The following is a 21,932-nucleotide window of genomic DNA, read 5'->3' as shown; positions in this document are numbered from 1 at the left end:
GCTTCCCTATTCAAAAAGAACCGGAGACAAAAAAATGCGTATCCCTTCATTCCTTCGTCCGCTCGCGGTGGCCTCGGCCGTCGCATTCACCGGCACCGCGTTCGCACAGGCCACCTACCCCGCCAAGGCCATCACGATCGTCGTGCCCTACCCGGCTGGCGGCTCGAACGACACCTTCGCGCGCCAGGTCGCCAAGGAGCTCGGCGATGCGCTCAAGCAACCCGTGATCATCGACAACCGCCCCGGCGCCAGCGGCAACACCGGCACGGGTCAAGTGGCCAAGGCGGCGCCGGACGGCTACACGCTGGTGGCCGTGTCCTCCAGCATGACGACCAACGCGGCCGTGCAGTCGAAGCTGCCCTTCGATCCGGTGAAGGGCCTCGCGCCCGTGGCCATGTTTGCCAAGGGCCCGTTCATCGTCGCGGTCAACAACGAGTTTCCCGCGAAGACACCGGCCGAGCTGATCGGCGCCATCAAGGCGAAGCCGGGCCAGTACAACTACGCCTCGTCGGGCTCCGGCAGCGTGAACCAGTTCGGCACCGAGCTGCTCAAGGCCAAGGTGGGCGACCTGCAGATCGCGCACATCCCCTACAAGGGCATGGGCCCGGCCGTGACGGATCTCGTCGGCAACCAGACGCAGCTGCTGATTTCCAGCGGCCCGTCGCTGCTGCCGATGGTGCGCGCCGGCAAGCTGCGCGCCGTCGGCATCACGAGCCTGAAGCCCAGCCCCATCGCCCCCGATCTCACGCCGATGGCCACGGCCGTGCCCGGCTACGAGTTCGAACTCTGGTGGGGCCTGCTGGCACCGGCGGGCACGCCGACCGACGTGGTCGCGAAGCTGAACGGAGCCGTCAACCAGATCCTGGCAAGGCCCGAGATCACCGCCAACTTCCTGCGCGAAGGCGCCATCGCCACCCCGCTCACGCCGGCGCAGTTCGGCACCGTCATCGCCGAGGACGTGGAGCGCTGGAAGAATCTGGCGAAGCAGCAGAACATCACCGCCGATTGAGGAAAGAAAGAAAGAAAGAAAAGCCCATGAGCACCACCGTCCCAGACGACGCGTCCCTGCCCGTCCGCCAAGGCCCCGCCGGGCCGTTGAGCGGCCTGCGCGTGCTCGACCTGAGCGCCTACATCGCAGGCCCCTACGGCTGCTCGCTGCTGGCCGACCAGGGCGCGGAGGTCATCAAGATCGAGCCGCCCACCGGCGACAACCTGCGCAAGTACCCGTCGTCGCTGGAGGCCGAGAGCCGCGCGTTCGTCGGCGTCAACCGCAGCAAGCTGGGCGTGGTGCTCGACCTCAAGAACCCCCAGGACCTTGCCGCGCTGATGGCGCTGGTGCGCACGGCCGACGTGTTGGTGCACAACTTCCGCCCCAGCGTGCCGCCGCGGCTGGGCATTGCCTACGACCAGCTGAGGGCCGTGAACCCGCGCCTCATCTACTGCGCCGTGACGGGCTACGGCGAGACGGGGCCGCTGCGCGAGAAGGCCGGCTACGACCAGGTGCTGCAGACCATGACCGGCATGTGCACGCTGCAGGGCAAGCGCGGCGAGCCGCCCGAGATCATCTACGGCTCGGTGGTCGACTACTACGCGGCCGCGCTGGTCGCCGCGGGCGTGGCCTCGGCGTTGTACGAGCGCGAGAAGAGCGGCGAAGGCCAGTTCGTCGGCGTGTCGCTGCTGCGCTCCGCACTCACGATGCAGTCGGCGCGCATGGTGTGGGCCGAGGGCGAGCCGAAGGACGTGGGGCGCGACATGCGTTCGGGCGGCATCACAGGCATCCATCCGACCCGCGAAGGGCACATCTACATCTCGGCCAACACGCCGCATTTCTGGCAGGCGCTGTGCGCCAGGGTCGGGCTGCAGGAGCTGGCCGGCGACGAGCGCTACGACTCGGTGCGCAAGCGCGCGCAGCATTTCGCGGAGATCGTTCCGAAGCTTCGCGCCGCGCTGGCCGAACGCACCGCGCTCGAATGGGAAGAACTGTTCGGCGAGGACGTGCCCTGCGCCGCGGCCCGCACGGTGGAAGACATGTTCGACGACGAACAGGTGCTGGCCGAGGACATGGTCGCGAACTTCGCGCACCCTACGCTGGGCTCGTACCGCGGCTTCACCCGTCCCGTGAAGTTCGGCCGCACGCCCGGCCCCGAACCCTTCGCGGCGCCCACGCTGGGCCAGCACACGCAGCACGTGCTGGCCCCGAAAGCGGCCGCCAGCCACACGGGCGACTGAGCCCATGCGCGCCGATCTCGTGGTGCCGCACAGCAGCGGCACACGCGAACCCACCGATGCAGCGCCCGAAGACGCCTGCGACGCGCACATGCACGTGTTCGACCGCCGCTTCGCGCTGCACGGATCGCCCGACGCCATGCTCGACCATGCCACCGCCGACGATTACCGCCTGCTGCAGCGGCGCATCGGCACGCAGCGCACGGTGGTCGTGCAGCCGCGCGTGCACGGCACCGACAACAGCGTGACGCTGGCGGCCATCCGCGAACTGGGCGCGCAGCACACACGCGGCGTGGCGGTAGTACGGCCCGATGTGAGCGACGCCGAACTCGAACGGCTGCACGCGGGCGGCATCCGCGGCATCCGCTTCACGCTCTACACGCCGACGAATGCAGCGACGGACTTCGGCATGGTCGAGCCGCTGGCGCACCGGGTGCATGCGCTCGGCTGGCATGTGCAGCTGCATTGGAGCGCCGGCCAGATCGCGGAACACGCGGCGCTGGTCGCGCGGTTGCCTTGCACCGTCGTCTTCGACCATCTCGCGCGCATGCCGCAGCCCGATGCGCAGGCGCATCCCGCGTTCGACGTGGTGCACCGGCTGCTCGACAACGGCCGCACCTGGATCAAGCTGTCCGGCGCGTACCTCGACTCACGGGTCGGCGCGCAAAGCGGCTATGCGGACACCGTCGCGCTCGCGCGGGCGTGGGTGATGCAGGCGCCCGAACGCGTGGTGTGGGGCAGCGACTGGCCGCATCCCACGGAGCGCACCGCCAAGCCCGACGACGCGCAGCTCTTTGACCTGCTGAGCCAGTGGGTGCCCGACGAAGTGCAGCGCCGGCGCGTGCTGGTCGACAACCCGGCGCGGCTCTACGACTTTTCCTGAACCACAAGACCCGAGACATCGACATGAACAAGCGACTCCTGAAATCCGTCGCGGCGCTGGCCGCCTGCGCCGCTCCACTGCTGGGCTGGGCCGCCTGGCCCGACAAGCCGATCCGCATGGTGGTGCCGTATGCCGCGGGCGGCGGTGCCGACAACACCGCGCGCATCGTCGCGCAGCAGATGAGCACTGCGCTGGGCCAGCAGATCGTGATCGACAACAAGCCGGGCGCGGGCGGCGTGATCGGCGCCGACAACGTGGCCAAGGCGGCGGCCGACGGCTACACCGTGCTGTACGACGCATCGGCGTTCTCGGTGAACCCCTCGCTGCGCAAGCTGCCCTTCGACGCGGCGAAGGACTTCATTCCCGTGTCGCTGGTGGCCACGGCGCCGCAGATCCTCGTGGTGCCGGCGACCGCGCCCTACAAGACGGTGCCGGAGTTCATCGACTACGCACGCAAGAACCCCGGCAAGCTGAGCTTCGCGTCGGCGGGCGGCGGCACCGGCTCGCACCTGGCCGGCGAGGCATTGAACGAGCAGGCGAAGATCGGCCTGATGCACGTGCCCTACAAGGGCGGCGCGCCGGCACTCACCGACGTGATGGGCGAACAGGTGTCGGCCTACTTCGGCAACGTGGCCTCGACGCTGGGCTACGTGAAGAGCGGCAAGCTGCGCGCGCTGGGCGTGAGCTCCATCAAGCGCGTGCCGGGGCTGCCCGACGTGCCGACGCTGGCCGAGTCGGGCCTGCCGGGCTACAACGTGGTCGAGTGGAACGGCGTGTTCCTGCCCAAGGGGACACCGGTCGACATCGTGCAGAAGCTCGGCAAGGCGGTGCAGGCGGCGGTCGCCGATCCGGCCGTGCGGCAGAAGCTGCTGCAGCTGGGCCTGGAACCCGCGGGCACCACGCCCGAGGCGTTCGCGAAGTTCGTGCAGGACGAGACGACCAGGGTGAGTGCGCTGGTCCGCTCGCGCAACATCAGGGTCGATTGACCACGCACGTCCGCGCGGGATGTGAAACGTAGTGTGTGGGGTTCGTCCCGCGGATACAGAGGCATACGCATTTCGCTCCGCGGCGGGGTGGCCCGGCGAAGAATCGGCTCCGTTCACAGACGAACGCCCGTCACTCTTCCGAAGGAACCGCCATGCGCTTTCGCTCTCCCGCCCTCTTCTTTGCCGTCACCATCGCGGCCTCTGCGGCAGCCCTCACGCTGACCTTTGCCGCGCCCTCGCCGATGGGCGGCGATGTTCCGGCCGGCGAGGCCGTGCCCGCGCCGGAGTTCCAGAACATCGACACCTGGCACAACTCGCCGCCGCTGAAGCTGAGCGAGTTGCGCGGCAAGGTGGTGCTGGTCGACTTCTGGACCTACACCTGCATCAACTGCCTCAACCACCTGCCCTACGTGAAGGAGTGGAACGAGAAGTACAAGGACAAGGGCCTGGTCGTCGTGGGCGTTCACACGCCGGAGTTCGCGTACGAGAAATCGACGAAGAACGTGAAGGATGCCATCGAGCGCCTGCAGATCAAGCATGCCGTGGCGCAGGACAACAGCTACGGCACCTGGAAGGCCTTCCGGAACCAGTACTGGCCGGCCGTGTACCTGATCGACAAGCAGGGGAAGATCGTCTATTCGCACTTTGGCGAAGGCAGCTACGGCACTACCGAGAAGAAGATTCAGGCGCTGCTGGCCGAGCCTTCGGGGACTTGAGACGACGCATTTGTTCGGTTCGGGGTGCGATCACGACGATGGGGTGCCTTGCTCCGCGAATGTCCCCCGGCCTGCGGCCTCCTCCTTTATTTCGCTGCGCAAGGCACCCCATCGTCGTGATCGAAGGACGCGGCGGTCGATCGGCCGGCACAAGCGCTGCGCTCACGTGCGAATGGCACCGGGTGCTCCCCGCAGCCAAATAAAGGAGGAGGCCGCAGGCCGGGGGACATTCGCGGAGGGGAGCACCCGGTGCCATTCGCACGCCCCCAAACATCAGCAACCGAAAAACAATACAGACAAGAGAAATGAACAAGCTCTGGTTCGCCCTCCTCTTCCTCGCAGGCGGCATCTCGCAAGAAATCCGCAACCCGGTGAACTGCCAATGCATCCCCGCCCGGCAGCCGCAGCAGCCTCGCCCGCACAGGCGTCAGTCGAGCGCCTCGACCGCCGACGAAAAGACGTAGCCCTCGCTGCGCACAGTCTTGATGTAGCGAGGCTCGCGCGCACCATCGCGCAGACGCTGGCGCAGCCGGCTCACGAGCAGGTCGATCGAACGCTCGAAGAGCTCCGCCTCGCGGCCCTGGGTGAGGCTCAGCAGCTGGTCGCGGCTCAGCACCTTCTGGGGATGATCGAGAAACACCATCAGCAGCCGGTACTCCGCGCCGCTGAGCGCCACCATCACGCCGCTGTCGTCGATCAGGTGGCGCGCGGTGGTGTCGACCTGCCAGTCGCCGAAGGCCAGCTTCGAGGCCGACTCGGTGGAGCGCATGTTCGGCGGCAGCATGCGCGTGCGGCGCAGCACCGAGCGGATGCGCGCCAGCAGCTCCCGCGCGGAGAATGGCTTGGCAAGGTAGTCGTCGGCGCCCATCTCCAGCCCGAGGATGCGGTCGGCCTCCTCGCTGCGGGCGGTGAGCATCAGGATGGGCGTGGCCTTGTACTTGCCCGTGCGCAGGTCGCGGCACAGCGTGAGCCCGTCTTCGCCCGGCAGCATCAGGTCGAGGATGATCAGGTCGAAAGGGCCCGACTCTTCCAGCGCCGCACGCATGTGCCGCCCCGTTGGCACCGCGGCCACGCGCAGGCCGTTCTTCACAAGGTAGGTGGTGAGCAGTTCGCGGATTTCCCGGTCGTCGTCGACGATGAGGATGTGGTCGGAGGTCTTGGGGGTCATGGCCTTGTGGGTGGGCGATGTGCGGAATGCGGAAGCCGCAATGTAGCCCGGCCGCGGCGCAGGACAAGGGGTTTGCCGGGCCGGCAGGTAATGTTGTATGTCTCGCGGCGCCGCCCAACACACTGCAATACAAAGAGACGATCCCCAAGGCTGCCCGGGGTCTATAAACCAGCCCATGCCTACATCCGCAAGCCTCCCCGCGCCGCTCGTCCCGGCCACGCCCTCCGGCCTGCGCCGGCTGCTGCCGCGCTCGCTGTTCTCGCGCGTGACGCTGATCATCGTCGTCGGGCTGGCCATCGCGCAACTGCTGACCTTCATGGCCATCGGCTACGAGCGCGACATCGCGATGCGCGAGCTGATGATGATCGGCATCGAGCGCGACATCGCCAGCTCGGTCGCCATCCTCGACCGGCTGCCGGCCGCCGAACGCGAGGGCTGGCTGGCGCGGCTGGAGCGGCGCAACTACCGCTTCGTGCTCGGCGGGAACGCGCAGGGCAAGGCGCCCGACACGCCGTCGTCGCAGCAGTTCGCGACCGCAATCGCCGACGCGATGCGCCCCTTCGAGATCGTGAAGATCGGGCAGGTGAGCAACCCGCCGCAGGGCCTGCAGATCCAGGTGCGGCTGTCGGACGGCTCCTCGGTGGTGGTGCATGCGCGGCGCGTGGGCATGCCGGTGTCGAGTTGGGTGATGTGGCTGCTGTGGGCGCAGTTGCTGGTGCTGGCGGTGTGCGCCTGGTACGCGGTGCGGCTGGTCACGCGGCCGCTGGCGCAGCTGGCAGACGCGGCCGACGAGCTGGGGCCCGACCTGAAGGGCCAGCAACTGGCCGAAGAGGGGCCGACCGAGGTGAAGCACGCGGCGCGCGCCTTCAACGCGATGCAGAAGCGCATCGCCGGCTACATGGCCGAGCGGGTGGAAATACTCGCGGCCATCTCGCACGACCTGCAGACGCCCATCACCCGCATGCGGCTGCGCACCGACCTGATGGACGACGGCCATGACCGCGACAAGTTCCGCCAGGACCTCGACGCCATGCACACCCTGGTGCGCGAAGGCGTGACCTACGCGCGCACGCTGCACGGCGCCACCGAGCCGCCGCGCCGCATCGACGCCGACGCGCTGTTCGAGAGCATGGTGGCCGACTACGAGGACTCGGGCGAGAAGGTGCTGCTCGAGGGCCGCGTGGGCGAGCCCATGGTGACGCGGCCGAACGCGCTGCGGCGCATCCTGACGAACCTGATCGACAACGCGCTGAAGTTCGGCACCGACGTGCGGCTGCAGGTGCATGCAGACACCGGCATCCGGCTGACGCTGGCCGTGGTCGACAACGGCCCCGGCATTCCGGCCGACCAGCTGGAGAACGTGCTCAAGCCCTTCTACCGCGTCGAGGGCTCGCGCAACCGCAACACCGGCGGCACCGGGCTGGGCCTGGCCATCGCACAGCAGCTGGCGACGGCGATGGGCGCGGAGCTCACATTGCGCAACCGGGACGAAGGCGGGCTGGAAGCCCGGCTGACCATGAACACCAACGCGGCCGCGCCACCGGACTGAGCCGGCTGCGCGGCAGCAGCCGCCGCTGCACCCCCGAGCGAAGAAGAAAGAGAAGAGCGATTCGCATGGCGAGACCGTGAAGGGCTCCGCTCGCTCTCGACTTTCCATTTCAGCCCTTCATCGACAACACTCACCGACCGGAATCCGATCATGCTGCTCCTTATCGTTGCCTACCTGGGTGGCGTGCTCACCATCCTGAGCCCGTGCATCCTGCCCGTGCTCCCCTTCGTGTTCGCGCGCGCCGACCGGCCGTTCCGCTCGCACGGCCTGCCCATGCTGCTAGGGATGGCGCTGGCGTTCTCGGCCATTGCCACGCTCGCGGCCGTGGGCGGCGGCTGGGTCGTGGCGCTCAACCAGTACGGGCGCTATGCCGCGATTGCGATGCTCGCGGTGTTCGGCGTGACGCTGCTGTTTCCGTCGGTGGCCGACCGGTTGAGCCGGCCGCTGGTGGCACTCGGCTTGAGGCTGGCAGGGCCTGCGCCGGAAACAAAGGCGTCGGTGTTCTCGCCGCTGCTGCTGGGGGTCGGCACAGGGCTGCTGTGGGCTCCCTGCGCGGGGCCGATCCTCGGGCTGATCCTGACGGGCGCGGCGCTCAACGGCGCAAGCATCGGAACCTCGCTGCTGTTGCTGGCCTACGCGGCCGGTGCATGCACCTCGCTGGCGGCCGCGCTGCTCTTCGGCGGGCGGCTGTTCTTGGCGATGAAGGGCTCGCTGCGCACCGGCGAATGGGTGCGGCGCGCGGCCGGCGTGGCCGTGCTCGCGGGTGTCGGCGCCATTGCGCTGGGACTGGACACCGGGCTGCTCAGCCGCCTGTCGGTCGGCACCACTTCGGCCTTGGAGAAAGCACTTGTGGAGAAGATCGACATGCCAATGCCAATCCCCGTGCCGTTGTCGCAACCTCGCGCACCGGCGCTGCCTGACGAAGGCGGCCTTCCTTCGCTCGCGGGCGCCACCGAATGGCTGAACTCCACCCCGCTGACCGCCGAGAGCCTGCGCGGCAAGGTGGTGCTGGTCGACTTCTGGACCTACTCGTGCATCAACTGCCTGCGCACCCTGCCCTACGTTCGTGCCTGGGCCGAGAAGTACAAGGACGCGGGGCTGGTGGTCGTCGGCGTGCATGCGCCGGAGTTCGCGTTCGAGAAGCTGCCCGCCAACGTGCGCCGCGCGACGAAGGAGCTGGGCATCGGTTTCCCCGTGGTCATCGACAGCGACTACGCGCTCTGGCGCGCCTTCGGCAACCAGTACTGGCCGGCGTTCTACGTCGTCGATGCGCAGGGACGCATCCGGCATCACCAGTTCGGCGAGGGCCAGTATGCGAAGGCGGAGCAGGTCATCCAGCAGTTGCTGGCGGAAGCGGGGCGGCCCGCCGTACCAGCCGACCTGGTCTCGCCGCAAGGTCAGGGCACGCAGGCCGCGCCGGCCGAATCGCCGGCCCTGTCGGGCGAGACCTACCTGGGCTACGAGCGCGCGCGCAACTTCGCTTCGCCCGGCGGCATCGCGAACGACCATGCGCACGTCTATTCCGCGGCTGCGCCATCACTGCGCACCAACCAATGGGCGCTGGCTGGCGAATGGACGGTGGAGAGCGAACGCGCGGTGCTGGCCCGCGCCAACGGGCGCATCGCCTACCGCTTCCATGCACGCGACCTGCACCTCGTGCTCGGCCCGTCGGCCGATGGCAAGCCGGTGCGCTTCAGGGTGCTGGTCGACGGCAAGCCTCCGCTCGCGGACCATGGTGCCGATACCGATGCGCAGGGCAATGGCACCATCGACGGGCAGCGGCTGTACCAGCTGGTGCGCCAGGCGGCGAACGACAGGGAGCGCCTGTTCGAGATCGAATTCCTCGATGCCGGCGCGCAGGCCTACGTGTTCACCTTCGGCTAGGAATTCTTCGGTCGAGAAGCTCTACGACCGGGCATTCGGCAAGGAAAGCCGCGCCCTCGCGAACTGGCTGGTGCGAAGCCGCACGCGCTCCACTGCGGCTTCCAGCGTGGGCTGCTGCATGAATATGAGCACTCCCCGCTTGAGCCCGCGAAGGCTCAGCTCGGCAACGCCGGCATAGCGGCCGTCCGTGGTCCGCTGGATATCGATGCGGCTCGACCAGCCATCGGGCAGTTTGACGAGAAGCTGTAGTTGTTGTGTGACGTTCATGTGGGCGCCGAGGATAGGTGCGGGGGTGTTACGCCCCAAAGGAAATAGTTCCTTGGTATTCGAGATACTTCAAAGTCGGCATCGGATGGATCTCCGACGCCCCCATCCTCGATGTCTCCCAGATTGGTCGCGATCATCGGCTTGCCCGCCCCTCCGGCGGGTCCTCCCTCCGACCCCAATGCTAAACGGGGTCCTTCAGCTCGCCTTCGTGCGAGCTTTTTTTTGCCCGTGTCGTCATCTCTGCAGGCTGAGCAAGCCCAGTTTTAACAATCGTGAAGTACGCCCTTGCCTGGAGCATTTCGCCTCTGACGGAATGGCCGAGGGGTCAACCGACATGCGGCGAGGACGTTGACAGCCACATGCACGTGTTTTCGTGTGACTCTTGAGGTGCAATCTTGAAAAAAGCCCTGATCCTGTTGGCCGCCGGAACTGTCTTCACCGCCTCGGTCTTTGCACAACAGCCACCGGCTGCAGCAGCAACGACGAGTCCTGCCCCCGCTGCAAAAACGGCACCAGCAGCAGCGCCAGCCACGACACCCGCAGCGCCCGCGGCCAAACCCGCAACGACCACCACGGCAGCAGCACCGGCCGCAGGCCAGGTCTGGGTCAACGGCAAGGTCTATCACTGCGCGAACGACAAGTACTTCGGCAAGACGAAGCACGGCTCGTACATGTCGGAGGCCGACGCGAAGGCCAAGGGCGCTCACGTAGCCCACGGCAAGGCCTGCTGAACGTCGCAATGCCGGGGCGCTGGCCGCTTCGTGCCCGTGCCCCGGCCCCCTGTCCCGCCGCACCGAAGCCATCTACGCCAGAGGGGCCGATACAGGCTGCCTATGCGCCGCGGAATTCAGGCGCTCATAATGCCCAGCGACCAATGCCAGAGGTCACCCTCGAACCCGAGGCTCCGCGCCCTGCCGATGCGGGCCGCCCCCCTTTCCTGGCACTGCGGGACGACACCATGAGCTCATTGCACATGTTTCTACCGGTATGCGAGCCAGCGCGCAGCGAGATGCTGGCGCAGTTCGCCAAGACACACCACCTGCCCCGGCATCTCCTCAAAGGCATCGCGCTCAGGAGCCATGGCGAGCGCGAACGGGCCGCTCCGGCCGACGCATCGCAAGGCCAGCAACAGGCGCAGCAAACGCCGCAGCAGGAACCCCAGGCAACGGCAGCGCCCGAGTAATCGCCGCGCACACTCGGCCGTCGCGATTCGGAACTTTCCTACAGCGCGACGCTGCCGCAACCGATCCGCGCATCTCCCACGCAGGGCCACACCGCGTCTCTGGGCTCTGCAAGCAAATGCCGGCGCTTCCCAGCAGCACCGTCAAGGAGATATTCATGGCTGTCACTTCCACTTCCACTGCCACCGTGATCTCGTCGGATCGCGTCGAGGGAACGAGTGTCTACAACACGTCGGGCGACAAGCTAGGCTCGATCGACGACCTCATGATCGACAAGCTCACCGGCCAGGTGCGCTATGCGGTCCTCGAGTTCGGCGGTTTCCTCGGTATCGGCACCGACCGCTATCCGATTCCCTGGAACATGCTCAAGTACGACACTTCGCAGGACGGCTACGTGGTGCCCCTCGACAAGGCCGTGCTCGACGGCGCACCGCGTTATACCGACGACCAGGTGCCGGACTACGACGACCGGTACAGCGCGACCATCAACAAGTACTACGGCTTCTGACGGGCGATCGGGGGTGTCCGCGCAGCTTTCAATCGCACGCACCCGGGAGGCGCTGCTCGACCTGAAGAATGCGACCGACCGGTGCCGCGAATGCCCCCTCGGTGCGCCAGCCACGCAGGCCGTCTGCGGCGAAGGCCGCATCCGCCCGGCCATCATGGTGGTCGGCGAGCAGCCTGGCGACAAGGAGGACGTGCAGGGCCGGCCCTTCGTGGGGCCGGCCGGGAAGCTCTTCGACCGTGCCCTTGGCGAACTGGGCTGGACGCGCGAAGAGCTCTATGTGACCAATGCGGTCAAGCACTTCAAGTACGAGCTGCGCGGCAAGCGGCGCATGCACAAGACGCCGGCACAACGCGAGGCCGAGGCCTGCCATCACTGGCTGCAAGACGAGATCGATCTCGTCCGTCCGCCGGCCCTGATCGCCCTGGGCGCCACGGCAGCGCGCGCGCTTCTCGGACGGCAGGTCGCGGTAATGAAGGAACGCGGCCGCTGGCACGACGACCCATCGGGACGGCCCGTGCTCGTCACCTTGCATCCTTCCGCATTGCTGCGCGGCGACCCCCAGCAGCGCGACGACGACTGGAAGGCATGGCTGAAAGACCTGAGAGTGGCCCTGCCCCGCAAGGAGAAGGCCAAGGAGGAAGCGACGCCATGAGCAACATGCCCGCGTGCGGCTGACATCAAGCAGGGGCCGTTTCTCACACACGCGGCGCACGGACCCTGCAGATTGATGCTTGCCAAGCTTCGACTCCAGAGGACTTCCATGACCGCCAGCATTCCGGACTCTCCGGGCGCATCTGCCCCGGGCATTGACGACCGGCTTCTCACCTTCGCGTACCGCGGATGGCTCGTTTCCTGCGGCACCCGGCAGATCGACGGCGGACTCTACGAGCCCGTCGTGTTCTGCAACTCGGAGAATTCAGGCGAAAAGGACATCAGGCTTCCGCCCGACACGGAGAACGTGGCCTACGCCAGCGAGGCCGAGGCGCTGCGCCATGGCGAGCAGCAGGCCATGCGCTGGATTCACGACCGCACCGGCAGGCAGGGCGAATTCTGAATCGTCGACAGCGGCTGTTGGGGGAAACAGCCTACATCCGTACGGGGAGGTGACGTGGTTGCGCACCCGTGAGGCCGTCCTAGGATGGTTCAGTCCAAGTGTTGCAGGAGACCCGCATGCACATACGGCAACATAGAACCCTCATCCATTTTCCAGGCACCCTCGCCGCCATGGCGATGCTGGTTGCGCTGCTGGCACCCTCGATGGCAACGCGCCCGGAAGACTATCGAATCCTGGTCGCGTCCGACTCTTCGAGCGACACCCAGGCGCCCATCGGCAGCAAGCTGGCTCCGGCTGACCAGGCCATGCTTCGGGACGTCGCCGAAGCCAACCTGGCGGAGATCGATGCCGGCCAACTCGCCCTCGAAAGAGCGCAGAGCGATCAGATCCGGCAGTTCGCGCGAGCCATGGTCGACAACCACACCCAGGCCATGAAGGAAACCGAGCAATTTGCAAGGGAGAAGAACATTCAGCTGCCTGCAGCGCCCGGCGCAAGGTATACGGCCGCGTTAGCAGAACTCAAGACACTGAAGGGCCTTGCCTTCGACCGGCAATACATGTCGCAGTCCGGATTCGGCCAGCACAAGGCCACCGTCGAGCTGCTGCAAAAAATCCAGTCGTCGGCGCAGGACCCGGAGTTGAAGGCACTGGCTGTCAGGTTGCTTCCCATCGTCCAGAAACAGCTGCAGTACGCCGCTTGATGAGCACCGTTCCCCTCGGGAATGCCGCTTGCCCGAGCTTGCTGCACTCAAGGAATCATCGGTTGCAATATGGACAGCAAGTTGTGCATCGGTCGCTACTACAAGGCTCCGTGGGAGTTCGAGTTCTTCGTGGTTCGCACCTCGAGCGAAGGGAATCTGTCGGGCATCGTGGAAATCAGGTGCGACGGCTCGACAAAGGGAGTGCTGATGTCTTCGGGCGTCTTCAAGGGGAAGCAGCAGCTCGCCACACATCTGAAGGCCCGCGCGCTTGCCTGGGTGCATAGCGAACACCTTGCCGGCTGAAGTCTCCAGCGCGAATCTGCATTCCCGTGGTGCATGTCTGTCGGTCAGATGTGGAAGCCGGCCTACGCGCGGCCCGCCCTCGATGGCCTAGGTTGCACCGCTTGCGCTTGGAGAACCCACCATGACCCTCGAGTCCAGGACATCCCCCGTTGCACCGGCGGCAGAGGGCCGTGCCGCGCGCAGGCGTCGCACTTCGTGGCTCCTGTACGCCGCGGCTGCTGTTGCGGCACTGACGGGGCTTGCCCTCGCGCTGGGCGGCGGATGGCTCGCCGCGCTGGGCGGTTCGTGGTTCTATGCCGCGGCAGGTGTGGGGCTCCTCATCGCCGCCTTGCTGTTGCTTCGAGGTGGCGGCGCCGGGCTGTGGATGTACGCGCTGGTCGTCGCCGGCACGCTCGCGTGGTCGCTGTGGGAGGTCGGCTTCGACTGGTGGCCGATGGCGGCACGCGGCGACGTGTTCTTCGTGCTCGGCTTGCTGCTGCTCACGCCGTGGGTCGCCCGCGCGCTGGCGCTGCGCAATCCCGTCGGCGTGCCAGTGGCGCGCATGGCGCTCGGCGCAGTGCTCGGGCTCTTCATGGTCGCCGCAGTGGTCTCCTGGACGCGCGAGCCCGGCCGCATCGAGGGCAGCATCGCTGCGGCCGCTGCAGCGGCACCCGGTGCCATGCCAGCCGCCGCAGCGCCCGCCAAGGAAGACTGGAGCGCCTATGGCGGAACCGGCATGGGGCAGCGCTATTCGGCACTCGACCAGATCACGCCGGCCAACGCCGGACAACTCGAGGAAGCCTGGCACTTCCGCACCGGCGACGTGCGCGGGCAGCCCGGCGATCCGGAAGAAACCACCTTCGAGGTCACGCCATTGAAGATCGGCGAGCGCCTGTTCCTCTGCACGCCGCATCAGTCGGTGGTGGCACTCGACGCAACCACGGGCCGGCAGCTCTGGCGCTACACGCCGCGTGTCGAACGGCCGCTGGCGCTGCAGCACCTGACATGCCGCGGGCTGTCGTACCAGGCCGCACGATCCTCCCCGCCCGAAAGCGCTGACGGCTGCAAGGCAAAGCTTTTCATGCCGACCGCCGACGGGCGCGTGCTTGCGCTGAACCCCGACAACGGCCAGCCCTGCACGGGCTTCGGCAACGGAAGCGGCCAGATCGACCTGTGGGCGAACATGCCCAACGTGAAGCCGGGTTCGTACTATTCGACCTCGCCCGTGGTGGTGACGCGCTCGCTGCTCATCGTCGGAGGCACCGTGCTCGACAACGTGTCGACCAAGGAAACGTCGGGCGTGATCCGCGCATTCGACATCGACACCGGCGCGCTCGTGTGGAACTGGGACTCCGGCAACCCGGACGACACGGCGCCCATCGGGCCGGGCCGCACCTACACGCCCAACTCGCCGAACAGCTGGTCGATCTCGAGCGTGGACGAGAACCTCGGCATGGTCTACGTGCCCACCGGCAACCAGCCGCCCGACCAGTGGGGCGGCAAGCGCACGGAGGGCGCGGAGCGGTATTCGTCCTCGGTGGTCGCCCTCGATCTCGCCACCGGCCGGGTGCGCTGGCACTTCCAGACCGTGCATCACGACCTGTGGGATTACGACGTTCCCGCGCAGCCGAGCCTCATCGACCTGCAACTCGGAGGCGAGCTCGTGCCCGCGCTGGTGCAACCCACCAAGCAGGGCGAACTCTTCGTGCTCGACCGGCGCAGCGGCAAGCCCCTGCTGCCCGTCGCCGAGCGGCCCGCGCCCCAGGGCGCGGCAAGCGGCGACTACACCGCGCTGACCCAACCCGTGTCGGGCCTGTCCTTCAACCCGCCGGCACTCACGTCAGCGCGCATGTGGGGCGCCACCATCTTCGACCAGCTCGGCTGCCGCATCGCCTTCCATCGCCTGCGCTACGAGGGCCGTTTCACGCCTCCATCGCTGCAGGGCTCGCTGATCTATCCGGGGAACTTCGGCGTCTTCAACTGGGGGAGCGTCGCGGTCGATCCGCAGCGGCAGATTTCGTTCGTCACGCCGACCTCGCTCGCGTTCGTGTCGAGGCTGGTGCCGCGCGCCGACGATACCTCGCTGTATGTCCAGGGCTCTAAGCGTCCCAACGACAGCCTGCCCGCGCTCAACGAGAACTTCGGCGCGCCCTTCGCGGTGAAGCTCAGCGCCTTCACCTCGCCGCTCGGCCTGCCCTGCCAGGCACCGCCCTGGGGCCATGTGGCCGCGGCAGACCTGCGCAGCGGCAAGGTGCTCTGGAAGCACAAGAACGGCACGGTCCGCGACAGCTCACCCGTGCCCCTGCCCTTCGCTATGGGCGTTCCCAACCTTGGCGGGCCGATCGTGACCGCGGGCGGCGTGGCCTTTCTCTCGGGCACGCTCGACTACTACGTGCGCGCCTACGATGTGGCCAACGGCGCCGAGATCTGGCGCAGCCGCCTTCCCGCCGGAGGACAGGCCACGCCGATGACCTACGCGGGAGCAGATGGGCGCCAGTATGTCGTCGTGGTCGCGGGCGGGCATGGCTCGCTGGGCACGCGAACCGGCGACCACGTGATCGCCTACGCGCTGCCCCGTCGCTGACGAGCGCCGAAGCTCCTGCTCGCGCGCACTCGCTCGCTGACGCCTACGGCCGATCAGCTTGCTGCCGTGCATATTCCCGGTCGATTTCGCCGATCACCTTGTCCGCATTCTTCGGGTCGACGGCGGCCAGGATGGCATCGATCTTCGCCTCCACCCGCTCATCGCCTTCCTTCGATTGCGGCGAGCCGACGTACAGGAGAAAAGCCAGTCCGCCGATCTGCCAGAGCAGCTGCAGAAACTCCGACTGCCAGTTCTCCAGCGTGTCCCGGCCCATCTGCATCGCATAGCCGGAAAACTCGATGGGGTGGCCGAACTGCGTCTGTTCGTCCACGTAGGTGAACCAGCCGAACACCCAATGCCCGAGCAGGGAGACCAGGAAAAATCCCAGAGTGACCCAGCCGTACCCGTACAGCTTCCAGATGGATTTCTTCACGCTTCATCCTTCCGTTTTTGTTGAGTGGCGGATTTATCGAGCGGCCGAAAGACCGCCCGTGAAGGCTTGCGCCTGAAGCTGCTGATGCGCCCGTCCTACGCCCCGGACACGCCGGCGCCCAGGCGCCGTGCGAGCCGGATGGCATCGTGCGGGGCGTGCACTTTGGTGTCGTTGTCGAAATAGCAGAACACGTCGCGCGCACCGCGGCGCGCTGGACGCGGCGAGGCCAGCTTCGCTCCCGCCAGTTGCCGGCCGTGGCGCCATGCATCGATGCGCGCGGCCCAGTTGTCGAGCGCTTCATCGCTGTAGCCACTCGCATAGAGCTCCTTGTCGCCGTGCAGCCGCACGTAGACGAAATCGGCCGTGATGTCCTCGATCAGCGGCCACCGACCCGCCGTGTCGGCCACCACGAGAGCGACCTCGTGGCGGCGCAGCATCGCCACGAAATCGGGCGTGGCGAAGCTCGGATGCCGCACTTCGATCGCGTGCCTGATGCGAAGCCTGCCAGGCGCCCCCAGGAAGCTGCGCCCATCGACGCGCTCATCGTGCAACTGCGCCAGCCCCAGCGCCGAGCGCACATCACGCGGCAGCACCGACAGGAAGGCATCGATGCGCGCCGGGTCGTAGGCCAGGCGCGGCGGCAGCTGCCACAACACCGGCCCCAGCTTGGCGCCCAGCGCAAGCACGCCCGATGCGAAGAAGTTCGCCAGGGCGATCTCCGCGTTCTCGAGCCGCAGCATGTGCGTGATGTAGCGCGAGCCTTTCACCGCGAAGAGAAAGCCGTCCGGCGTCTGCTCGTGCCACGCCTCGTACGACTCGGGCCGCTGCAACGAATAGAAGGAGCCGTTGATCTCGATGGTGGACACCTTCCTCGACGCGAATTCGAGCTCCTTGCGCTGTGCAAGCCCCTCCGGGTAGAACTTGCGCCGCCAGGGCGCGTACCTCCAGCCGGATATTCCGATGCGTGTTTCTCCATGCATGGCGCTTGCGTCCTCACTGGGCCGTGCGGCCGCCGCCGCATCCTCAGGGCGCGCCGACCGCCATGGCGCGGCATTCCTGCGCGCAATCCCTGCACGCCGTCGCGCAGGCCTGGCAGTGATCGTGGTCATGTCTGGCACATTCGTCGCCGCACGCACTGCACACGTCGGCGCACAGCCGGCAGGCGGCGCGCGCATGCACGCTGCCATGGGCCATCAGGGATGCCGCGAGCCTGCACATGGCCTCGCAGTCGGCGTCGAGCGCGATGCAGGCGGCCATCGACTTCACGTCCTGTTCGCGCAGGCATGCCGCCGCGCAGCGCCCGCATGCAGTGGCGCACGCATTGCACGCGGCAATGCACCGATCGAAGAGATCCTGGGTCATCGAAGAAGTCCTTTCCATTCCGGCAAGAGGTTCGTTGCAGCGTGCAACAGGTGGGGGGCCCGGACCCCGGGGTGCATCGGTCGGCACGCTTTCGGGTGCACTTCCGAAAATCGGCTATCGCGAGCGCCGGTCGTCCAGGCGGAGCCAAGGGTCGGCCCCGCCAGCGTGCGCCATGTCGGACAGATGCGGACGTCGCGGTCGGCTGCTGTCGAAAACCAGACCTGCGGCTTTGCCGTTTGCGGGCTCTTTCGCCTGCGCCGAAGAAGCGGAGCGCTCCTACACCCTTGCAACGCGAGCAGATGAAAAACACTCCTTTCACCTCGAAAGGAACCCCCATGACCGACCCACGCAAAGCGGCGCCACGCCCGCCGTTTTCCACCCGACAGCAACAGCCGCCCGGCCTGCAGTCCCGCATGGAACCGCCGCCCGATTCCGGCGAGCATTCGTACACCGGGAGCGGCAAGCTGCAGGGCAAGTCCGCGCTGGTCACCGGTGGCGACAGCGGCATCGGGCGCGCCGTGGCGATCGCCTTTGCGCGCGAGGGGGCCGACGTGCTCATCTCCTATCTTGCCGAAGAAGAGGACGACGCCCACGCCACTGCGCAATGGATCGAGCGCGCCGGCCGCAGTTGCGTGTGCGTGGCAGGCGACATTCGCGAGGAAGCGCACTGCCGGCGGCTGGTGGACACCGCCATCGAGCGCTTCGGCAAACTCGACGTGCTGGTGAACAACGCCGCCTTCCAGATGAGCCACAAGTCGCTGGACGAAATTTCCGAGGATGAGTTCGACCGGACCTTCCGCACCAACGTCTACGCCAACTTCTTCCTCTGCAAGGCGGCGGCCGCGCACATGAAGCCGGGCAGTTCGATCATCAGCACGGCCTCCGTCAATGCCGACAAGCCCAACGCGACGCTCGTGGCGTATGCGGCCACGAAGGGCGCGATCCAGAACATGTCCGGCGGCATGGCGCAGTTGCTCGCCGAAAAGGGCATCCGGGTGAACTGCGTGGCGCCCGGTCCGTTCTGGACGCCGCTCATTCCCTCGACGCTGCCGCCCGACAGGGTCAAGGAGTTCGGCAGCCAGACGCCGATGAAGCGCCCCGGCCAGCCGGCCGAACTCCAGGCGGTGTATGTGCTTCTCGCCTCGGACCAGGCAAGCTACATCTCGGGCGCCACCATTCCGGTGACGGGTGGCGTGCCCTTCATCTGAGCCGAGGTGCGCCTCCGGCTCAGGCCTTGGCAGCGCGCATCTGGTCGCGCAGCGACTTGATCTGGTCGTGGTTGCGCTGGGCCCCTTCGGCCTGGCGTTGCACCACGGCACGCACTTCGGCCGGAAGTTCCGCCTTCAGCGCCTTGCGGTAGCGCGCGACTGCCGCGTCTTCGCCGCGCTCGCATTCCTCCAGCATGGAAAACGGGCTGTCCGCGCCGATCTTTCCCTTTACATGCACCCAGCCCCGATGCATTGCGCCGGAGACACTACCGCCGTCGTCGACTTCGCCGCCCAACTGCCGGATGAGTCCCCCCAGTTCCGAAGCAGCCGTGGCGCATTGGCTGGCCCGCTCCTGGAACACCCGCTTCAGTTGTTCCGAGTTGACCTCCTCTGCGCAGGCACGGAAGCCGTACTCGCCGTCGCGGGTGTTCTCCAGGAGATCGTCGAGCACGTCCACGACCTCGTCGTTGGGAATGACACGCGCCGTGGAATCGGAGGTCCCGGCGGGGGTTGCGTTGGTGTAGCTTGTCATGAATCGCTCCAGTGAATGCCGGTGTGCGGCGCCGGCGGGTTGAAAAAGAAAAAACGAATGAATGAAGCTTCATCGTCTTCTGCCCACGCGTCAGCCATGTCGTCTACACCCGACGGCGGCTGTAAGCCTTCTCCGAGGCGGAAAATCTTGCAGCAAGGATCGCCGGCCACCGATGCGGCCGGCCCGCGGGCGTGCAGTTGCGGCGGGCACGCTGCGTGCCGGGGAACGATCCCTGTTTGCAGGTTTGGATCCGCCATGAATCAAGACCCCGCGCACGCGCCTTCCACCGACATCGACCACTGCGTTCATGAGGTGCGCAATGCGCTCGCGGCAATCGCATCGGCCAGCGAGGTGCTGGCCCGCATCGAGCCGCCGCACGAACTTGCGCGAGAAGCCGGTATGGTCGTGCAGCGCCAGGCGCACCAGCTCTCTTGCCGTATTGGCGAGCTGATCGCCCATGCGCAGCGGGCAGGGCCTTCGCATCGCGTGCTCGCGGTTTCCGATGACGCGCACCTGCTGGCCACCCTGGGCGGCATGCTCGCGGCGCAAGGATGCAGGGTCGACTTCGCCGCCAGCAGCGAAGAGGGCCTGCGCGCGCTACTGCCGCGCGAGCACGAAGCCGCGGTGATCGACGTGCGGACCTCGAAGGGCAAGGGACTGGGGCTGGGCCATCGCGCACGCAGCGCCGGCTTCGAGGGGCGCATGGTCGCCGTGTGGAGCGCACACCTGCCGGACCGGCAGCAGCATGGCGAGGGCGTGGCCGGCTTCGACGCGGTGCTCACGCGCGCCTTCGAATCCGCAGCCCTGCGGGCGACGCTGGCACAGGCCTGAACCGGCTGCGAGCGGAGGGCCGTTCGCTCAGCCTCCGAACTCCCGGTGGTAGTGGGCGACGCGGCTCAGCGCATAGTCGGCGCTGGCCTCGCGGACGGTGTTGCGATCGCCTTCGAAAACGCGTGTCTCGGTGAACTCGCGCCTGCTTCCGCCCTCGCGGAAGACCCAGGCAAAACACTGTGTGCCGGGCGCGATCTCCGGATCGGAGTCGTCGGCCACGCCGGTGTTGGCAATGGCGAGACCCGCGTCGCTGCGCTCCAGCGCGCCGCGGGCCATGGCCAGAGCGACAGGCTCGCTCGTGAGATTGTTCTGCTCGAGCACCTGCTGCGGCACGCCGAGCGAACGGCGCTTGGCCTTCGGGTCGTACACCACGAATGCCGATTCGAGCACCTGCCCCGCGCCCGGCGTGGCCGCGAGCCGCGAAGCGATGAGGCCCGCGGTGCACGATTCCGCAGTGACGACCACCAAGGCATGTTCCTTCAGATAGGCCACGGTCGCCTCGTGTTCGCCGCGTGCCTGGGGCTGGGGCTGGGTCGGGTTCATGTCAGGCGGCATCGAAGCTGGCAGGCCCCGGCGTTGCCAGCGTGAGCTTGCGCAGCGCCTCGACCACCTGCGCGAGCTCTTCCGCCTCGCGCAGGCAGTCGCTGGCGGCGGCCGGCTTGCCTGCGCCATGCATCTGGGCAAGGCGGCGCAGGATCGCTTCCTTCTCTTGCAGCGCGCGAAGGCCGGTCCACAGGGCGCCATCGGCGACCTGCTCGTGCGTGGCGGCAAGGCTGCGCAGGCTGAAGGCATGGCCGGTGTGGCAACGGTAGCGCAGCGGGCGCTTGTCGTTCAGCTCGAACAGCACCCCGCCGCAGTCGGGGCAACTGAAAAGAGACGGCTCGGCAATGGATTTCAGGTTTTCCACGGCGTTTTCTCCCACGCCCACGGCGTATTCGCGGCGCAGTTCCACAGGCGGCGCGATCGATGCAGCCGCGGTGCGCTGCTGCACCAACCGAAGGAGCAGCCCGGGCAGTTCGGACAGCGCAACCACGTGGTCCGGTTCCACCACGGCCATCGCGGCGCGGGGCATGCTCGGCTCGAAAGCCTCGGCCGGGTCCTGCACCACGGCGATGCCTCCGCAGTCCTTGACGGCGCGAAGGCCGGCGCTGCCGTCGTCCAGCCCACCCGTGAGCACGACACCGATGGCGGCCGGGCCGCAGGAAAGTGCGGCGGAACGAAAAAGCGGATCGATGGCGGGGCGTGCATGGTGTTCCTTCGGGCCGCGGCTCAGGCGGATCACGCCGCCCTCGAGCATCATGTGCCGGTCGGACGGCGCCACGTAGATCGTGCCCGCGACCGGCACCTCGCCGTCGCGCCCCTCGATGGCGCGGTTGGGGCCGCGCTGGTCCAGCAGCTCGGGCAGGTCGCTGTGCCGCGCGCCGATGTGCTGGACGAAAAAGATCGGTGCCGGAAAGCCAGCGGGCAGCGCCGCGACGAGGCCCAGCATGGCGTAGACACCGCCGGACGAGGCGCCGATGAAGACGCTGGGCGGATCGGAGGTTGGAGGCGGTTTTGGCATGCTTCGTTACCGAGTT

Annotated in this window: 26 protein-coding genes; 17 read left to right on the top strand and 9 right to left on the bottom strand. The window is 67.4% G+C overall.

Going from position 1 to position 21,932, the window contains the following annotated elements; translation table 11 throughout:
- Nucleotides 1-34: 34 nt before the first annotated feature.
- From ASC92_RS25145 to ASC92_RS25125, 5 genes are all read left to right on the top strand, one after another.
- Entirely contained in the window at nucleotides 35-1,009 is a 975-nt protein-coding gene (locus tag ASC92_RS25145) for a tripartite tricarboxylate transporter substrate binding protein (protein ID WP_056521241.1), read from the top strand.
- Nucleotides 1,010-1,035: 26 nt separating this feature from the next.
- Nucleotides 1,036-2,229: a CoA transferase gene (locus tag ASC92_RS25140; protein ID WP_056521240.1), complete on the top strand. Its 1,194-nt coding sequence runs from the start codon at nucleotides 1,036-1,038 to the stop codon at nucleotides 2,227-2,229.
- 4 nt (nucleotides 2,230-2,233) lie between these two features.
- Nucleotides 2,234-3,109 carry an amidohydrolase family protein gene (locus ASC92_RS25135; protein ID WP_056521237.1) on the top strand — a complete coding sequence of 292 codons (876 nt, stop codon included), beginning with the start codon at nucleotides 2,234-2,236 and terminating at the stop codon, nucleotides 3,107-3,109.
- A 23-nt stretch (nucleotides 3,110-3,132) separates the two neighbouring features.
- Nucleotides 3,133-4,095 (top strand): tripartite tricarboxylate transporter substrate binding protein, encoded by a 963-nt coding sequence (locus ASC92_RS25130; RefSeq protein ID WP_056521232.1) that lies wholly within the window; start codon nucleotides 3,133-3,135, stop codon nucleotides 4,093-4,095.
- A 152-nt stretch (nucleotides 4,096-4,247) separates the two neighbouring features.
- Complete coding sequence (locus tag ASC92_RS25125) at nucleotides 4,248-4,811, top strand: thioredoxin family protein (protein WP_056521230.1); 564 nt, start codon at nucleotides 4,248-4,250, stop codon at nucleotides 4,809-4,811.
- A 427-nt stretch (nucleotides 4,812-5,238) separates the two neighbouring features.
- Here ASC92_RS25125 and ASC92_RS25120 read toward each other — a convergent pair whose 3' ends face one another.
- The gene (locus tag ASC92_RS25120) at nucleotides 5,239-5,979 is read right to left on the bottom strand and encodes a response regulator (RefSeq protein ID WP_056521228.1); all 741 of its coding nucleotides are present in this window, start codon (nucleotides 5,977-5,979) and stop codon (nucleotides 5,239-5,241) included.
- Nucleotides 5,980-6,154: 175 nt separating this feature from the next.
- Between ASC92_RS25120 and ASC92_RS25115 the strand changes: the two genes are divergently transcribed.
- Nucleotides 6,155-7,528: an ATP-binding protein gene (locus ASC92_RS25115; protein ID WP_056521225.1), complete on the top strand. Its 1,374-nt coding sequence runs from the start codon at nucleotides 6,155-6,157 to the stop codon at nucleotides 7,526-7,528.
- A gap of 150 nt (nucleotides 7,529-7,678) precedes the next feature.
- A complete protein-coding gene (locus tag ASC92_RS25110) occupies nucleotides 7,679-9,412 on the top strand; it encodes a cytochrome c biogenesis protein DipZ (RefSeq protein WP_056521222.1) in 1,734 nt (577 codons plus the stop codon).
- 21 nt (nucleotides 9,413-9,433) lie between these two features.
- On the opposite strand, the gene ASC92_RS25105 is transcribed toward ASC92_RS25110, so the two are convergent.
- Complete coding sequence (locus ASC92_RS25105; RefSeq protein ID WP_056522137.1) at nucleotides 9,434-9,679, bottom strand: hypothetical protein; 246 nt, start codon at nucleotides 9,677-9,679, stop codon at nucleotides 9,434-9,436.
- Between the two features lie 410 nt (nucleotides 9,680-10,089).
- Between ASC92_RS25105 and ASC92_RS28310 the strand changes: the two genes are divergently transcribed.
- From ASC92_RS28310 to ASC92_RS25070, 8 genes are all read left to right on the top strand, one after another.
- Nucleotides 10,090-10,410 carry a hypothetical protein gene (locus ASC92_RS28310; RefSeq protein ID WP_414820430.1) on the top strand — a complete coding sequence of 107 codons (321 nt, stop codon included), beginning with the start codon at nucleotides 10,090-10,092 and terminating at the stop codon, nucleotides 10,408-10,410.
- A gap of 227 nt (nucleotides 10,411-10,637) precedes the next feature.
- Nucleotides 10,638-10,862: a hypothetical protein gene (locus ASC92_RS25100; protein ID WP_056522134.1), complete on the top strand. Its 225-nt coding sequence runs from the start codon at nucleotides 10,638-10,640 to the stop codon at nucleotides 10,860-10,862.
- Nucleotides 10,863-11,017: 155 nt separating this feature from the next.
- Nucleotides 11,018-11,368, top strand: coding sequence for a PRC-barrel domain-containing protein (locus tag ASC92_RS25095; RefSeq protein ID WP_056522131.1), 351 nt, complete (start codon nucleotides 11,018-11,020; stop codon nucleotides 11,366-11,368).
- A 13-nt stretch (nucleotides 11,369-11,381) separates the two neighbouring features.
- Complete coding sequence (locus tag ASC92_RS25090; protein WP_235506002.1) at nucleotides 11,382-12,020, top strand: UdgX family uracil-DNA binding protein; 639 nt, start codon at nucleotides 11,382-11,384, stop codon at nucleotides 12,018-12,020.
- Between the two features lie 108 nt (nucleotides 12,021-12,128).
- On the top strand, nucleotides 12,129-12,422 hold the full coding sequence (locus ASC92_RS25085) for a hypothetical protein (protein WP_056521220.1): 294 nt from the start codon (nucleotides 12,129-12,131) through the stop codon (nucleotides 12,420-12,422).
- 170 nt (nucleotides 12,423-12,592) lie between these two features.
- Complete coding sequence (locus ASC92_RS25080; protein ID WP_162245744.1) at nucleotides 12,593-13,123, top strand: DUF4142 domain-containing protein; 531 nt, start codon at nucleotides 12,593-12,595, stop codon at nucleotides 13,121-13,123.
- A gap of 69 nt (nucleotides 13,124-13,192) precedes the next feature.
- Nucleotides 13,193-13,426, top strand: a complete 234-nt coding sequence (locus ASC92_RS25075; protein ID WP_056521211.1) for a hypothetical protein — start codon at nucleotides 13,193-13,195, stop codon at nucleotides 13,424-13,426.
- A 121-nt stretch (nucleotides 13,427-13,547) separates the two neighbouring features.
- A complete protein-coding gene (locus ASC92_RS25070) occupies nucleotides 13,548-15,989 on the top strand; it encodes a membrane-bound PQQ-dependent dehydrogenase, glucose/quinate/shikimate family (RefSeq protein WP_082519712.1) in 2,442 nt (813 codons plus the stop codon).
- Between the two features lie 43 nt (nucleotides 15,990-16,032).
- Here ASC92_RS25070 and ASC92_RS25065 read toward each other — a convergent pair whose 3' ends face one another.
- From ASC92_RS25065 to ASC92_RS25055, 3 genes are all read right to left on the bottom strand, one after another.
- On the bottom strand, nucleotides 16,033-16,422 hold the full coding sequence (locus ASC92_RS25065) for a DUF6766 family protein (protein ID WP_056521208.1): 390 nt from the start codon (nucleotides 16,420-16,422) through the stop codon (nucleotides 16,033-16,035).
- Between the two features lie 95 nt (nucleotides 16,423-16,517).
- The gene (locus tag ASC92_RS25060) at nucleotides 16,518-17,402 is read right to left on the bottom strand and encodes a DUF72 domain-containing protein (protein ID WP_056521206.1); all 885 of its coding nucleotides are present in this window, start codon (nucleotides 17,400-17,402) and stop codon (nucleotides 16,518-16,520) included.
- 43 nt (nucleotides 17,403-17,445) lie between these two features.
- Complete coding sequence (locus ASC92_RS25055) at nucleotides 17,446-17,784, bottom strand: four-helix bundle copper-binding protein (protein ID WP_056521204.1); 339 nt, start codon at nucleotides 17,782-17,784, stop codon at nucleotides 17,446-17,448.
- 335 nt (nucleotides 17,785-18,119) lie between these two features.
- Between ASC92_RS25055 and ASC92_RS25050 the strand changes: the two genes are divergently transcribed.
- On the top strand, nucleotides 18,120-18,992 hold the full coding sequence (locus ASC92_RS25050; protein WP_056521201.1) for a glucose 1-dehydrogenase: 873 nt from the start codon (nucleotides 18,120-18,122) through the stop codon (nucleotides 18,990-18,992).
- A gap of 19 nt (nucleotides 18,993-19,011) precedes the next feature.
- Here ASC92_RS25050 and ASC92_RS25045 read toward each other — a convergent pair whose 3' ends face one another.
- The gene (locus tag ASC92_RS25045; RefSeq protein WP_056521198.1) at nucleotides 19,012-19,524 is read right to left on the bottom strand and encodes a ferritin-like domain-containing protein; all 513 of its coding nucleotides are present in this window, start codon (nucleotides 19,522-19,524) and stop codon (nucleotides 19,012-19,014) included.
- Entirely contained in the window at nucleotides 19,521-19,781 is a 261-nt protein-coding gene (locus ASC92_RS28770) for a hypothetical protein (protein WP_157609131.1), read from the bottom strand. The genes ASC92_RS25045 and ASC92_RS28770 overlap by 4 nt, the downstream gene beginning before the upstream one ends.
- On the opposite strand from ASC92_RS28770, the gene ASC92_RS25040 reads away from it, so the two are divergent.
- Nucleotides 19,780-20,355, top strand: a complete 576-nt coding sequence (locus tag ASC92_RS25040; RefSeq protein WP_056521195.1) for a response regulator transcription factor — start codon at nucleotides 19,780-19,782, stop codon at nucleotides 20,353-20,355. The genes ASC92_RS28770 and ASC92_RS25040 overlap by 2 nt on opposite strands.
- Before the next feature lie 27 nt (nucleotides 20,356-20,382).
- Here ASC92_RS25040 and ASC92_RS25035 read toward each other — a convergent pair whose 3' ends face one another.
- Together ASC92_RS25035 and ASC92_RS25030 are read right to left on the bottom strand one after the other, a co-directional pair.
- On the bottom strand, nucleotides 20,383-20,898 hold the full coding sequence (locus ASC92_RS25035) for a CinA family protein (RefSeq protein ID WP_056521192.1): 516 nt from the start codon (nucleotides 20,896-20,898) through the stop codon (nucleotides 20,383-20,385).
- Nucleotide 20,899: 1 nt separating this feature from the next.
- Nucleotides 20,900-21,916 (bottom strand): chemotaxis protein CheB, encoded by a 1,017-nt coding sequence (locus ASC92_RS25030; protein WP_056521190.1) that lies wholly within the window; start codon nucleotides 21,914-21,916, stop codon nucleotides 20,900-20,902.
- Nucleotides 21,917-21,932: the final 16 nt, after the last annotated feature.

Source organism: Variovorax sp. Root411 (assembly GCF_001425205.1).
GTDB lineage: Bacteria > Pseudomonadota > Gammaproteobacteria > Burkholderiales > Burkholderiaceae_C > Variovorax.
The sequence above is the reverse complement of the archived record's forward strand: the minus strand, read 5'-3'. Positions and strand labels throughout refer to the sequence as shown.